Origin of the sequence: Paracoccus sp. SSK6, assembly GCF_039770665.1 — a bacterium.
Lineage (GTDB): Bacteria > Pseudomonadota > Alphaproteobacteria > Rhodobacterales > Rhodobacteraceae > Paracoccus.
The window spans coordinates 1-13,353 of sequence record NZ_JBDPNJ010000021.1; the positions used below are offsets into that span (position 1 = coordinate 1).

General features: G+C 66.3%; 11 protein-coding genes. 1 reads left to right on the forward strand and 10 read right to left on the reverse strand.

Annotation, left to right across the window (positions count from 1 at the left end; translation table 11 throughout):
* The 4 genes from AAIL68_RS12940 to AAIL68_RS12955 all read right to left on the reverse strand — a co-directional run bounded on the left by AAIL68_RS12940 (nucleotide 1) and on the right by AAIL68_RS12955 (nucleotide 4,662).
* Nucleotides 1-654 carry a cell wall hydrolase gene (locus AAIL68_RS12940; RefSeq protein WP_347140199.1) on the reverse strand — a complete coding sequence of 218 codons (654 nt, stop codon included), beginning with the start codon at nucleotides 652-654 and terminating at the stop codon, nucleotides 1-3.
* Between the two features lie 283 nt (nucleotides 655-937).
* Nucleotides 938-3,481 (reverse strand): putative PEP-binding protein, encoded by a 2,544-nt coding sequence (locus tag AAIL68_RS12945; protein ID WP_347140237.1) that lies wholly within the window; start codon nucleotides 3,479-3,481, stop codon nucleotides 938-940.
* A gap of 91 nt (nucleotides 3,482-3,572) precedes the next feature.
* On the reverse strand, nucleotides 3,573-4,163 hold the full coding sequence (locus AAIL68_RS12950; protein WP_347140200.1) for a peptidylprolyl isomerase: 591 nt from the start codon (nucleotides 4,161-4,163) through the stop codon (nucleotides 3,573-3,575).
* A complete protein-coding gene (locus tag AAIL68_RS12955; RefSeq protein ID WP_347140201.1) occupies nucleotides 4,156-4,662 on the reverse strand; it encodes a peptidylprolyl isomerase in 507 nt (168 codons plus the stop codon). Before AAIL68_RS12955 ends, AAIL68_RS12950 begins: the two co-directional genes overlap by 8 nt.
* Nucleotides 4,663-4,825: 163 nt before the next feature.
* Between AAIL68_RS12955 and AAIL68_RS12960 the strand changes: the two genes are divergently transcribed.
* On the forward strand, nucleotides 4,826-6,031 hold the full coding sequence (locus AAIL68_RS12960; protein WP_347140202.1) for a phosphoglycerate kinase: 1,206 nt from the start codon (nucleotides 4,826-4,828) through the stop codon (nucleotides 6,029-6,031).
* A 144-nt stretch (nucleotides 6,032-6,175) separates the two neighbouring features.
* On the opposite strand, the gene AAIL68_RS12965 is transcribed toward AAIL68_RS12960, so the two are convergent.
* Genes AAIL68_RS12965 through AAIL68_RS12990 form a run of 6 tightly spaced genes read right to left on the reverse strand, consistent with a single transcriptional unit; the run spans nucleotide 6,176 to nucleotide 13,341 of the window.
* Complete coding sequence (locus AAIL68_RS12965; RefSeq protein WP_347140203.1) at nucleotides 6,176-6,649, reverse strand: lytic transglycosylase domain-containing protein; 474 nt, start codon at nucleotides 6,647-6,649, stop codon at nucleotides 6,176-6,178.
* Nucleotides 6,642-8,036 carry a dihydrolipoyl dehydrogenase gene (gene lpdA, locus AAIL68_RS12970; protein ID WP_347140238.1) on the reverse strand — a complete coding sequence of 465 codons (1,395 nt, stop codon included), beginning with the start codon at nucleotides 8,034-8,036 and terminating at the stop codon, nucleotides 6,642-6,644. The genes AAIL68_RS12965 and lpdA overlap by 8 nt, the downstream gene beginning before the upstream one ends.
* 34 nt (nucleotides 8,037-8,070) lie before the next feature.
* Nucleotides 8,071-8,460 carry an MAPEG family protein gene (locus AAIL68_RS12975; RefSeq protein WP_347140239.1) on the reverse strand — a complete coding sequence of 130 codons (390 nt, stop codon included), beginning with the start codon at nucleotides 8,458-8,460 and terminating at the stop codon, nucleotides 8,071-8,073.
* A 6-nt stretch (nucleotides 8,461-8,466) separates the two neighbouring features.
* Nucleotides 8,467-8,721, reverse strand: coding sequence for a hypothetical protein (locus AAIL68_RS12980; RefSeq protein WP_347140204.1), 255 nt, complete (start codon nucleotides 8,719-8,721; stop codon nucleotides 8,467-8,469).
* A 56-nt stretch (nucleotides 8,722-8,777) separates the two neighbouring features.
* On the reverse strand, nucleotides 8,778-10,370 hold the full coding sequence (gene odhB / locus AAIL68_RS12985; protein ID WP_347140205.1) for a 2-oxoglutarate dehydrogenase complex dihydrolipoyllysine-residue succinyltransferase: 1,593 nt from the start codon (nucleotides 10,368-10,370) through the stop codon (nucleotides 8,778-8,780).
* A gap of 4 nt (nucleotides 10,371-10,374) precedes the next feature.
* Complete coding sequence (locus AAIL68_RS12990; protein WP_347140206.1) at nucleotides 10,375-13,341, reverse strand: 2-oxoglutarate dehydrogenase E1 component; 2,967 nt, start codon at nucleotides 13,339-13,341, stop codon at nucleotides 10,375-10,377.
* Nucleotides 13,342-13,353 lie beyond the last annotated feature (12 nt).

Below are 13,353 nucleotides of genomic sequence, written 5' to 3' on the forward strand. Positions count from 1 at the left end.
CTAGTTCGAGGCGACTTGCCGCCCGCCGGGGCGATAGAAGATATGCCGCCCGATCTGCACGGTGCGCTGGAAGCGGCGCGACCAAGACGGCCTGACAGAGGGCGTGTGGAAATAGGTGGCCCCGCCGGTCAGCACGCGGGGCGCGCCCGACAGCGCGCGGCGGGCGATGTCGCGGGCACGCAGATAGGCGGCCTTGTTGCCGATCGCCTTGCGCCCGCCGATGGTATAGCTGAACTGGCTGGGCTGGTTCACCACCCCGCAGACCGATGAGGGGAACTGGCGGCTTTCGACGCGGTTCAGGATCACCTCGGCCACGGCGGCCTGGCCGCGTGTGCTTTCGCCGCGCGCCTCGTGATAGATCGCCTCGGCCATGCAGTTCAGGTCACGTTCGTTGAAACGGCCCCGCCTGGCCGTGCTGGCCAGCAGGAAATTCGCGTCCGAATTTTCTTCCGCGACTGCGGTTTCCACCTTCACAGGGTCAGTGCCCGTGTATAGAAGCGGCGTCGGTCGCGCGGCGGCCTTTTGCGCAGCACCGAACAGCCCGGCGTCGGACGAAAACAGCGATCCGTTGCCCGCAATGGCGCCTGTCGCCGTGAAGGTAAGGGCGGCGGCGCACAGGCAAAACGGCGCCATCCGCTGAAGCAGCGTTTCCATATCGATTCCCATAACCGTGTCGGGTGGACAGGGTGTTAAGATCGCCGCGTCCCAGAGCAGATGGGCGGCGCGGCGTTCAGCGGAATGATTACGGTTTTAGGAATCGCCGCTGCCACGAAACTTCTTCGTGAAAGGCCGCAGGCTCCTGAAATCGCCCGTTTCCGGCAGCATCCTGCCGACGGTCTTTTGCCTGACCGGCAAGTTTTGGCGTGAATGCAGCTTCCACGGGTGCGCTGATCGTCCGTCGCGGCGCGGAAATTGCCGGGAATCGGCTGCGAATCACTCAGCCATGTTCGTCGCGCAGGCGGGCGCGCAGGGCCGATTGAGCCGCCGCAAGCCGCGCCACGGGCACCCGGAAGGGCGAGCAGGAGACATAGTCGAAGCCCGCGTCATGGCAGAAGCCGATCGATTCGGGATTGCCGCCATGTTCCCCGCAGACGGATATGGTGATCTGCGGGCGCTGCTGGCGCGCGCGCTGCGCCCCGATCAGCAGCAGTTCCCCCACGCCGTCCTGGTCCAGGCAGTGGAAGGGGTCTTCCTCATAGACATGCTGGCCGACATAGGTGCCCATGAAGCGCCCGGCATCGTCGCGCGACAGGCCATAGGTCATCTGCGTCAGGTCGTTCGTGCCGAAGGACAGGAAGGCGGAATGGGCGGCGATGTCGCCCGCGCGCAGGCAGGCGCGGGGCGTTTCGACCATCACCCCCAGACGATAGGTGAAATCGGCATGGCGGTCGTTCTTCACGGCGGCGGCCACGGCGTCGATGCGGTTCTTGACCAACTCGACCTCTCGCATGGCGCTGACCAGGGGGATCATGATCTCGGGGACGACGGGGTCGCCCTTGCGGCTGGCCTCGACGGTCGCCTCGAAGATGGCGCGGGCCTGCATGTCATAGATCTCGGGGACGGTGATGCCCAGGCGGACCCCGCGCATCCCCAGCATCGGGTTGAACTCCGACAACGCCTCGACCCGGCGGGTCACGTCCGACAGCGGCAGGTCCATGGAATCGGCCAGTTCGCGCAGCCCTTCGCGGTCATGGGGCAGAAATTCGTGCAGCGGCGGGTCGAACAGGCGGATGGTGACGGGCAGGCCCGCCATGATCTCGAACAGGGCGGCGAAATCCTGGCGCTGCATGGGCAGGATGCGGTCCAGCGCCAGGCGGCGGTCCTGCGGGGTGTCGGCAAAGATCATCTCGCGCATCGCGGGCAGGCGTTCGGCGTCGAAGAACATGTGTTCCGTCCGGCACAGCCCGATGCCCTGCGCGTTGAAGCGCCGCGCGGTGCGGGCGTCTTCCGGTGTGTCGCAATTGGCGCGCACCGCGATGCCGCCCGCCGCGTCGGCCCAGTCCAGAAGCTGCGCGAAATTGTCGTCAAGCGCAGGTTCCAAGAGCGCGACGCGCCCCGCCAGAACCTCTCCGGTCGATCCGTCGATGGTGATCTCGTCGCCTTCGCGCAGGGTGATGCCGCCCGCCCGCAGGGTGCGGCTGCGGGTGTCGATGCTGATGCCGGTCGCGCCGACGATGCAGGGCAGGCCCATGCCGCGCGCGATCACCGCCGCGTGGCTGGTCGTGCCGCCCCGTTCGGTCAAGACGCCCACGGAAGCGTGCATCCCGCGCACATCCTCGGGCACGGTTTCGCGGCGGACCAGGATGCAGGCCTCGTCCCGCGCGGCCGAGGCCTGGGCCGCGGCCGCCGTGAAGACGATCCGGCCGGTGGCCGCGCCGGGGCTGGCATTGATGCCGCGCGCGATCACCTCGCGCGGGGCGCGGGGATCGACCTGCTGGTGCAGAAGGTCGGCAAGCGCGCGGGGCTCGACGCGCATCACGGCCTCGGCTTCCGGGATAATGCCGTCGCGCGCCAGGGCCACCGCGATGCGGACATTGGCGCGCGAGGTGCGCTGCACCCGCGTCGCGTCGATGATCGAGATCCGGCCATCGACCACCACGAATTCGATCTGCATCTCCTCGCGCAGGCGTTCGCGGGCGGCGACGCCAAAGCGGATCAGCTCGGCAAAGACCTCGGGCGCGGTTTCCTCCAGGGACGGGCCGCGGGTGTCGCGCGTCAGGAACTGCGTTTCCGCCCCGACCCCGTCGGCGCCGCCGTGGTGCTGGCGGCGGAAGCGTCCGGTGACGCGGGGGGCGCCGGTGACGGAATCGACGAACTGGATGCTGCCCGACCCGCACAGACCGGGCCCCAGGCCAAGCGCCATCTGCTGGACCACAAGGCCCAGCGGCGCCTCGGCCGGGGCGCCCTTGGCCTGGCGCAGCAGGCGGGCGGTCGGGCCGTCCCAGGCACGCGCCATGGACCGCAGAACCTCGGCCAGCTGGACGCAAGGGTCCTGGGGGAAGTCCTCGTCCGTCTCGTCGCGGTAACAGCGCAGCGCCTCGGCCAGGGCACCGTCGCCTTCCTGGGCGAACATGTCGGGATCGAGGCGGGCGATATGGATGGCATAGGCCTGGACAAAGCGGCGATACAGCGTGTCGGCATTCGCCTGGCCGATCCGGTGCGCCAGCCGCTTGTGGGTCTTGTCGTTGATGCCCACGTTCAGCACCGTGCCCGGCCCGCCCCATTCGGGCATGAGCGCCGAGGGCCGGACGCTGGCCAGCCCGTCCCCTTCGGCGAACAGGTCCGACAGCGCGGCCAGATCCACGGGTTTGCCGGTGGCGATCAACTGCACGGTTTCCGAAGGGATCGCAAAGCTGCGCGGCACCGGCAGGCGCATCCTGATCAGCCGTTGCAGGCATTTCGCGCGCCATCCGTGACAGGCGCGTTCGACCCCGGCCGAGGGGGTGATTTCGGTCACATCGGGAAGGTTGCGCGGTTCCATGTCGCGCGAACCATAGGCGCGGGGAAGCCAATGCCGCAAGCGCGAAAAAGGGGGCCGCAGCCCCCTTTCGCAAGGTCATTCGACGCCGGTTCTATTCGACAATCGTGACCTTGGCCATGTAGTCCGGGGCTTCGACCGTGCCATTGGCGTTGGCATCGCCCTTCTTGATCTGGGTCAGTACGTCCCAGCCGTCGATCAGCTGGCCGACGACCGTGTATTGCCCGTCCAGGAAGGTGGCAGGCGCCAGGTCGATGAAGAACTGGCTGTTGGCGCTGTTCGGATCCTGCGCGCGCGCCATGCCGACGGTGCCCGCCCCGAACGAGACATCGTTGAACTCGGCCTCCAGATCCGGCAGGTCGGACCCGCCTGTGCCGGCCATGGCGATGCTGGCGCCGCCCTGCTTGCCATGTTCCACGTCGCCCGTCTGGGCCATGAAGCCGTCGATGACGCGGTGGAAGACCACGCCGTCGTATTTGCCCGCCTTGGCCAGTTCCACCAGCCGCGCGACATGGTTCGGCGCCTTGTCGGCCAGCAGGTCCAGCGTGATGGTGCCCTTGGACTTGCCGTCGGCCCCTGCCACCTCGATCACCATGTTTGGGCCGGGGCCGTCTTCATGCGCGGGGGCCTGGGCATGGGCGGCGGTTGCCGCCAGCAAAAGGGCGGGGATCAGAGCGTTACGCATCGGCGGCCACCTTGACCGAGATCATGCGGTCGGGGTTCGCAGGCGGCTCTCCGCGCGCGATCTTGTCCACATGCTCCATCCCGGAAATCACCCGGCCATAGACGGTGTACTGGCCGTTCAGGAAGTGGTTGTCCTTGAAGTTGATGAAGAACTGGCTGTTGGCGCTGTTGGGGTTCTGCGACCGCGCCGCGCCCAGCGTGCCGCGGTCATGCGGCAGCTTGGAAAATTCCGCCGGAAGGTCGGGCAGGTCGGAACCGCCGGTGCCCGAACGGCCGGGGTTGTAGTTGTTTTCCATGTTGGCGTGCTGCACGTCGCCGGTCTGGGCCATGAAGCCCTCGATCACACGGTGGAAGGCCACGTTGTCGTATTTCCCGGCGCGGGCCAGTTCCTTCATGCGCTCGGCATGTTTTGGCGCGACATCGGGCAGCAGTTCGATGACGACAGGACCATCCTTCAATTCGATGATGATGGTGTTTTCGGGATCCTTGATCTCGGCCATGCGGCCCTCCTTTGCCACGTTCGGTCCTTGGTCTAGGGCTTTGCCGCCCCAAGGGCAACGCGCAAACCCCTTCACGGACCAATCACCCTTATGCGAGAGTTGACGCCGCTTCCCCCATGCGGGACAAGCCATCCAAGCCCCAGAAGCCCGAAAGGACGAAACGATGGCCGATTTCAAGACAATCGATGATCTGGACATGGACGGCAAGGTCGTGCTGACCCGCGTGGACGTGAACGTGCCGGTGGAAGACGGCCGCGTGACCGACGCGATGCGGATCGAAAAGATCGTGCCCACGGTCAAGGACATCCAGGCCAAGGGGGGGATCCCGGTCCTGCTGGCGCATTTCGACCGGCCCAAGGGCAAGCGCGTTGACAGCATGAGCCTGAAGCAGATCGTGCCGGCGTTGGAAGCGGCGCTTGGGCAGCCCGTCATCTTCGCCGACGACTGCATCGGCGGCCCGGCCAAGCGCGTGGTCGCCGCGCTGAAGCCGGGCGATGTGGCGCTGCTGGAAAACACCCGCTTCCATGAAGGCGAGGAAAAGAACGACCCGACCTTCGCGGCCTCCATCGCGGCGCTTGGCGGGGTTTACGTGAACGACGCCTTCTCGGCTGCGCATCGGGCGCATGGGTCCACCGAGGGGCTGGCGCGGCTGCTGCCCTCGGGCGCGGGGCGGCTGATGGAGGCGGAGCTGAAGGCGCTCGACGCGGCGCTTGGCACTCCGCAGCGGCCGGTGATGGCGGTCGTGGGCGGGGCCAAGGTCTCGACCAAGCTGGATTTGCTGATGAACCTGGTGGACAAGGTCGATCACCTGGTGATCGGCGGCGGCATGGCCAACACCTTCCTGGTGGCCAAGGGCGTCGAGGTCGGCAAGTCGCTGGCCGAACGCGACATGGCCGACACCGCGCGCCAGATCCTGGACAAGGCCGACCAGGGCGGCTGCGTGATCCATCTGCCGCTGGACATCGTCGTGGCGCGCGAATTCAAGGCGGGCGCGGAATCACAGGTGCTGCCGGTCGATCAGTGCCCGGCCGACGCGATGATCCTGGACGCGGGCCCGGCGACCGTCGAGGCGCTGCGCGAGGCGATGGCGCATTGCAAGACGCTGATCTGGAACGGCCCCCTGGGCGCCTTCGAGATCGAGCCCTTCGACCGCGCCACCAATGCGGCGGCGCAGGCTGCGGCGGCGCTGACGCGAGACGGCAAGCTGACCTCGGTTGCGGGCGGCGGCGATACGGTCGCGGCGCTGAACAAGGCGGGCGTGGCGGATGATTTCACCTTCATCTCGACCGCAGGCGGCGCCTTCCTGGAATGGATGGAGGGCAAGGAATTGCCCGGCGTTGCGGCCTTGAAGGCGGCGCGGCACGGGTGACGAAGAAAGGGGGCGCTCGCGCCCCCTCTTGCGCCCAGGGGCGCAATTGTCGGCCCTGTCGGCCCCTTCTTCGCTGAAAAAGGTCCACTGGACCTTTTTCCAGGCGCTCAGAAGCCCCGAGGGTATTTGGGCAAAGAAGAAGCCCTAGCTGCGCAGGCCGGTCTGTTTCAGCAGGCCCTTGCGCTTGGCTTCATAGTAATAGCCGCGCGAGTACCACATGACGGTTTTGTCCGGGTCGCCATCGGCCACCATCCAGGCGCCGCGCAGGTATTTCACGCCATAGCGCAGGTTCGTGTCGGCATCGAGCAGGCTGGCAGCGGGGCCGCGATGGCCCATGGTGCGCGCGGTCGCCGGGTTGATCTGCATCAGCCCGTAATAGGGACCGTTGCGGGCGCCGGGGCGGTGCTGCGATTCCCGCAGGATGATCCGCTGCACCATGGCCGATGGCACGCCATAATGGTTCGACCAGTAGTTGATGCGCGAGCGCAGGTGCGGCGTCTCGTTCGGATAAAGCCCGTTGCGGCCAAGGCCGGAGGACATCTTCTGGCTGCCCCCGCCACCGCAGGCGGCAAGGGCAAGCGTGGCAAGGATCAGGCCACGACGACCAAGGTCAGACATGGATCGCGCCATCTCCGCAGGCAAGCGCGGCTTCCCGCACCGCTTCCGAGGTGGTCGGATGCGCGTGGCAGGTGAGCGCCAGATCCTGCGCGGCGGCGCCGAATTCCATTGCCACGCAAACCTCGTGGATCATCTCGCCCGCGTTGGGGCCGATGATGTGGCAGCCGAGGATCCGGTCGGTTTCCGCATCGGCGATCAGCTTGACGAAGCCTTCCGCCTGCATGACCGCCTTGGCGCGCGCGTTGCCCATGAAGGGGAACTTGCCGACCTTGATCTTGCGGCCGTCCGCCTTGGCGGCTTCCTCGGTCAGGCCCACGCTTGCGACCTCGGGCATGGTGTAGATCACGCCGGGGATCACGTCGTAATTCACATGCCCATGCTTGCCCGCGATCACCTCGGCCACGGCCATGCCCTCGTCCTCGGCCTTGTGTGCCAGCATGGGGCCGGGGGCCGCGTCGCCGATGGCATAGATGCCGGGAACAGAGGTGGCCCAGCGGTTGTCCACCTTGACGTAGCCGCGATCGGTCATCTGCACGCCCACGGTGTCGAGGCCGAGGCCTTCGACATAGGGGCGGCGGCCGGTGGCGACCAGCACGACCTCGGCCTCCAGCGCGTGCTCGCTGTTGTCCTTGCGCAGGGTGTAGCTGACCTTGGCCTGGCCTTCGGCGGTCTCGACCCCCGACACGGCGGCGCCCAGGACGAACTTCAGCCCCTGCTTGGTCAGGATCTTCTGGAACTGCTTCTGCACCTCGGCGTCCATGCCGGGGGTGATGGCGTCCAGGTATTCGACCACCGTGACCTGCGTGCCAAGGCGGGCATAGACCGAGCCAAGCTCCAGCCCGATCACGCCCGCGCCGATCACGACCATGGACGCGGGGATCTTGGGCAGGGCAAGCGCGCCGGTCGAATCCACCACGATGCCCGCGTCGTTGTCCACCGTCACGCCCTTCAGCGCAGTCGGGACCGAGCCCGTGGCGATCACGATGTTCTTCGTATCGTAGGTCGTGTCGCCGACCTTGACCTTGCCCGGCGCCTCGATGACGGCCCAGCCTTTCAGCCAGTCGATCTTGTTCTTCTTGAACAGGAACTCGATGCCCTTGGTGTTGCCGCCGACGGTTTCCGCCTTGTAGCCCTGCATCTTCTGCCAGTTGACTTCGACATGGCCCACGTTCAGGCCCATCTTGCCAAAGTTCTCGTGCGCCTCGTGCGCCATGTGGCTGGCGTGCAGCAGCGCCTTGGACGGGATGCAGCCCACGTTCAGGCAGGTGCCGCCCAGCGTCTCGCGTCCCTCGACGCAGGCGACCTTCAGGCCCAGCTGTGCCGCGCGGATCGCGCAGACATAGCCGCCCGGCCCGGCGCCGATGACGATCAGGTCATAGGTGGACATCGATTTCTCCTTCATTGTCCCTCGGGGCCGGTGCCTAGAACAGCGCGGCCAGTATCATCACCATCGTCGCCGCGAACCCCACGGCCCAGATGACCGAGCGCCAAGGCACCCAGCCAAGCACATAGGCGGGGACATAGAGGATCCGCGCGGCGAGATAAATCCATGCGCAGGCCGCCGTCACCCCGCTTTCCTGCCCGCCAAGCGTGACAGTGACGACGGCCAGGGTGAACAGGATCAGCCCTTCGAAATGGTTGTTCATCGCCCGCTGCAACCGGCCTGCGGTGCCGGTCAGCGCCGGGGCATTGTCGCGCGGCCCCATCGCCACCTTCGGCCCGACCTGAAGGTTCGCCGCGACGGAAAAGGCGGCAAATTGCAGCCCCTGCAGCAGGCCCGCCAGGGCGAGGACCGTCAGTTCGGTGGTCAGCATGGCTCAGGCGGTTTCCACCAGGTGATAGCTGAAGGCCGTGACGCCCGCCTGGCTGTTGAAGACCGCAGCCGCCCCGTCCAGATAGGCGCGGGCTGCCTTGAAATCGCTGACGCTGAACAGCGCCCAGGCCGATCCGTTGTTTTCCCGCCACAATTGCAGCAGGGACAGGCCATTCGCGCCGCGATCTTCGGCATCGGCATCGAAGGATGCCTTGAAGACGGAATAATCGTTCACGCTGTAATGGGCGATCAGTTGCATGGCCTGTCTCCTGTTGCTGAAATGGCACCGCCACCAATGCGGCGGTGCCGTTTATCTTACAGATCCATCAGCAGACGGCGAGGATCCTCCAGCGCTTCCTTGACGCGGACCAGGAAAGTCACGGCGCCCTTGCCGTCCACGATCCGGTGGTCATAGGACAGCGCCAGATACATCATCGGGCGGATGACGATCTGCCCGCCGACGACGACCGGACGGTCCTGGATCTTGTGCATCCCCAGGATCCCCGACTGCGGGGGGTTCAGGATGGGCGAGGACATCAGCGAGCCATAGACACCGCCGTTCGAGATGGTGAAGGTGCCGCCCTGCATTTCCTGCATGGTCAGCTTGCCGTCGCGACCCTTGGCGCCCAGTTCGCCGATTTCCTTCTCGATCGCCGCAAAGCCCTTCTGGTCGGCATCGCGGACGACCGGGACGACCAGGCCCGAGGGGGTGCCCACGGCCACGCCCATGTTGACGTAGTTCTTGTAGACCACGTCGGTGCCGTCGATCTCGGCGTTGACCTCGGGGACTTCCTTCAGGGCATGGCAGCAGGCCTTCACGAAGAAGGACATGAAGCCCAGCTTGACCTTGTGCTTCTTCTCGAAGGCGTCCTTGTATTCGTTGCGAAGCTGCATGATGCCGGACATGTCGGCCTCGTTATAGGTCGTCAGCATCGCCGCCGTGTTCTGCGCGTCCTTCAGGCGCCGCGCGATGGTCTGGCGCAACCGGGTCATCTTGACGCGTTCCTCGCGCGCGGCGTCCTCGGCCGGGCGGGGGGCTGCCGGGGCAGGGGCCGCGGGTCGTGCGGCGGGCTGCGCCTTGGCCACGTCTTCCTTCATCACGCGGCCATCGCGGCCCGAACCCGTCACCTGGTCGCGGCTGACGCCCTTTTCGGCCATGGCCTTCTTGGCCGAGGGCGCATCCTCGACATCCGTGCGCGGCTTCATCTGCTCGGGGCCCGCGCCGGGCGATCCGACCTCGCCCGCGGTCACGCCGTCCTCGCCGCCCGAGGCCGAGCCCACCGGGGCCTCGGCGTTGCCAGAGGCGCCCTTGTTGGCGCCCGCATCGCCGGCAGGGGCGGTTCCGGCCGCGCCTTCGGTGATGATGGCAAGGCGTGCCTTGGCGTCCACGGTCGCGCCTTCCTCGGCCAGGATCTCGGCCAGGACGCCGGCGGCGGGACTGGGCACCTCGACCGAAACCTTGTCGGTTTCCAGTTCGCACAGCATTTCATCGACCGCCACGCTGTCGCCCGGTTTCTTGAACCAGGTGGCGACCGTCGCCTCGGTCACGCTTTCGCCAAGCGCGGGCACCATCACATCCACGGTTTTGCCGCTCATGTTCTTCTGTCCTTCCGGGGTCTTCTGGGCCGTCTGGGGTGCGGCCTGGGGTTGTTCTTTGGGGGTGACGCTGGCGGCATCCGAGATTTCGGCCAGCAGGGCGTCGGGGCCAACGGTTTCGCCTTCGGCCGCGACGATCCGGGCCATGGTGCCCGCCGCCGGGCTTGGCACCTCGACCGTCACCTTGTCGGTTTCCAGTTCGCACAGCATCTCGTCCACCGCGACGGCGTCACCCGGTTTCTTGAACCAGGTGGCGACCGTCGCCTCGGTGACGGATTCGCCCAGGGCGGGCACGCGGACTTCGGTGGGCATCACGTCATCCTTCAAGCGACAGCGCCTCGTTCACCAGGGCCTCCTGTTCGGCCTTGTGGCGCGATCCAAGACCCGTGGCGACGGACGCGGCGGCGTTGCGGCCGACATAGCGGGCGCGGTTGTGCTGGGCCCCCAGGCGGTCCAGCGACCATTCCAGATAGGGCTCGACAAAGCTCCACCCGCCCTGGTTCTTGGGTTCCTCCTGGCACCAGACGATTTCCGCATCCTTGAAGCGGGCCAGTTCCTTGACCATCGACTGCGCCGGGAAGGGATAGAACTGTTCCAGCCGCAGCAGATAGATGTCGTCGATCCCGGCTTCGTCCCGCGCCTTCAGCAGGTCGTAATAGACCTTGCCCGAACAGATCACGACGCGGCGGATGCGGTGATCGGGCACCAGCACCGTGTCCGAATTGCCGTGCTGCGCGTCGTCCCACAGAACCCGGTGGAAGGTGGATCCGGTCTGGAAATCCTCGGCCCGGCTGATGGCCTTGGGATGGCGCAGCAGCGATTTCGGCGTCATCAGCACCAGCGGCTTGCGGAACCGGCGGTGCATCTGGCGGCGCAGGATGTGGAAATAGTTGGCGGGCGTCGTGCAGTTGGCGACGATCCAGTTGTCCTCGGCGCACATCTGCAGGAAGCGTTCCAGACGGGCGGACGAATGCTCCGGCCCTTGGCCCTCGAAGCCATGGGGCAGCAGCATCACCAGGCCCGACATGCGCAGCCATTTCTTCTCGCCCGAGGAGATGAACTGGTCGAACATGATCTGCGCGCCGTTGGCAAAGTCGCCGAACTGGGCTTCCCACATCACCAGGGCGTTCGGTTCGGCCAGCGAATAGCCGTATTCGAAGCCCAGCACCGCGTATTCCGACAGCATCGAGTCGATGACCTCGTAATGCGCCTGGCCTTCCGCGATGTGGTTCAGGGGGTAATAGCGGTCCTCGGTCTTCTGGTCGATGAAGGCCGAATGACGCTGGCTGAAGGTGCCGCGCGTGCTGTCCTGGCCTGCCAGCCGCACGCCCTTGCCTTCCAAGAGCAGCGATCCGAAGGCCAGGGCCTCGCCCGTGGCCCAGTCGAAGCCCTGGCCCGTTTCGAACATCTGCTTCTTGGCTTCCAGAAGGCGGCCCACGGTCTTGTGCAGGTTATGGCCTTCGGGAACCGTGGTCAGCGCGCGGCCGATCTGGGCCATCGTGGAGGGCTCGATCCCGGTTTCGCCGGACACGTATTCGGCCCCCTCGCGGTCAAGGCCGGACCATTTGCCGTCCAGCCAGTCGGCCTTGTTCGGCTTGTAGTTCTTGCCGATCTCGAACTCCTCGTTGAGGAGGTTCTGGAAGGCGGCCTTCATGTCCTCGATCTCGCCCTCGGGGATCAGCCCGTCGGCGGTCAGACGCTCGGTGTAAAGCTGCAGCGTCGTCTTGTGGCCCTTGATCTGGGTGTACATCGCGGGGTTCGTGAACATCGGCTCGTCGCCTTCGTTGTGACCGAAGCGGCGATAGCAGAAGATGTCGATGACCACGTCCTTGTGGAACTTCTGGCGGAACTCGGTCGCGACCTTGGCGGCATGGACCACGGCCTCGGGGTCGTCGCCGTTCACATGGAAGATCGGCGCCTCGACCATCAGCGCGATATCGGTCGGATAGGGCGAGGTGCGGCTGAAATGCGGCGCGGTCGTGAAGCCGATCTGGTTGTTCACGACGATATGGATCGTCCCGCCCGTCTTGTGGCCGCGGATGCCCGACAGCTGCAGGCATTCCGCCACGACGCCCTGGCCCGCGAAGGCCGCGTCGCCATGCAGCAGGATCGGCAGCACCGCCGTGCGGTCGCCCTGGTCGCCCAGCTGGTCGCCCTTGGCCCGCGCCTTGCCCAGCACGACCGGGTTCACCGCCTCCAGATGCGAGGGGTTCGCGGTCAGCGACAGGTGGACCGAATTGCCGTCGAATTCCCGGTCGCTCGATGCGCCCAAGTGGTATTTCACGTCGCCCGAACCGTCCACGTCCTCGGGCTTGAAGCTGCCGCCCTGGAATTCGTGGAAGATCGCGCGATAGGGTTTCGACAACACGTTGGCCAGCACCGACAGGCGTCCCCGGTGGGGCATCCCAATGACGATCTCCTTCACGCCAAGCGCGCCGCCGCGCTTAATGATCTGCTCCATCGCCGGGATCAGCGCCTCGCCCCCGTCAAGGCCGAAGCGCTTGGTGCCCATGTATTTGACATGCAGGAACTTTTCGAAGCCCTCGGCCTCGACCAGCTTGTTCAGGATGGCGCGGCGACCTTCCTGGGTGAACTGGATTTCCTTGCCGTAACCCTCGATCCGCTCCTTCAGCCAGGCGGCTTCCTCGGGGTTCGAGATATGCATGAACTGGATCGCGAAGGTGCCGCAATAGGTCCGCTCCATCAACTCGGTGATCTGGCGGATGGAGGCGATCTCCAGCCCCAGCACGTTGTCGATGAAGATCGGCCGGTCCAGGTCGCCGGGGCCGAAGCCATAGGTCGAGGGGTTCAGCTCTCCGTGGTCCGGCACGTCGCGCAGGCCCAGCGGGTCCAGGTTCGCGTGCAGGTGGCCCCGGATCCGATAGGCGCGGATCAGCATCAGCGCGCGGATCGAATCCAGCACCGCCTGGCGCATCTGGTCCTCGGTCAGGCTGACGCCCTTTTCCTCGGCCTTGGCGGCGATCTTCTTCATCGCGGCGGTAGCATCGCCTTTCGACGCCATCGGCCATTCGCCGGTCAGCGCGGCGGTGGTTTCATCGTTGGGAACGGGGGGCCAGTCGGCGCGCTTCCAGGTGGCGCCCTGCGCCTCGCGGGCGGCATCCTCTCCGGCATCGCCCAGGCTGCGGAAGAAGGCGTCCCAGCCTGCGTCGAAGGCCTGCGGATTCTGCGCCCACTGGCCGTAGAGCTGTTCGATATAGGCGGCGTTGTGACCCTGCAGGAAGGAAGAGTCGTGGAAATCGGCGTTGTTGGGTTGTTCGGTCATCTGATCTCGCGT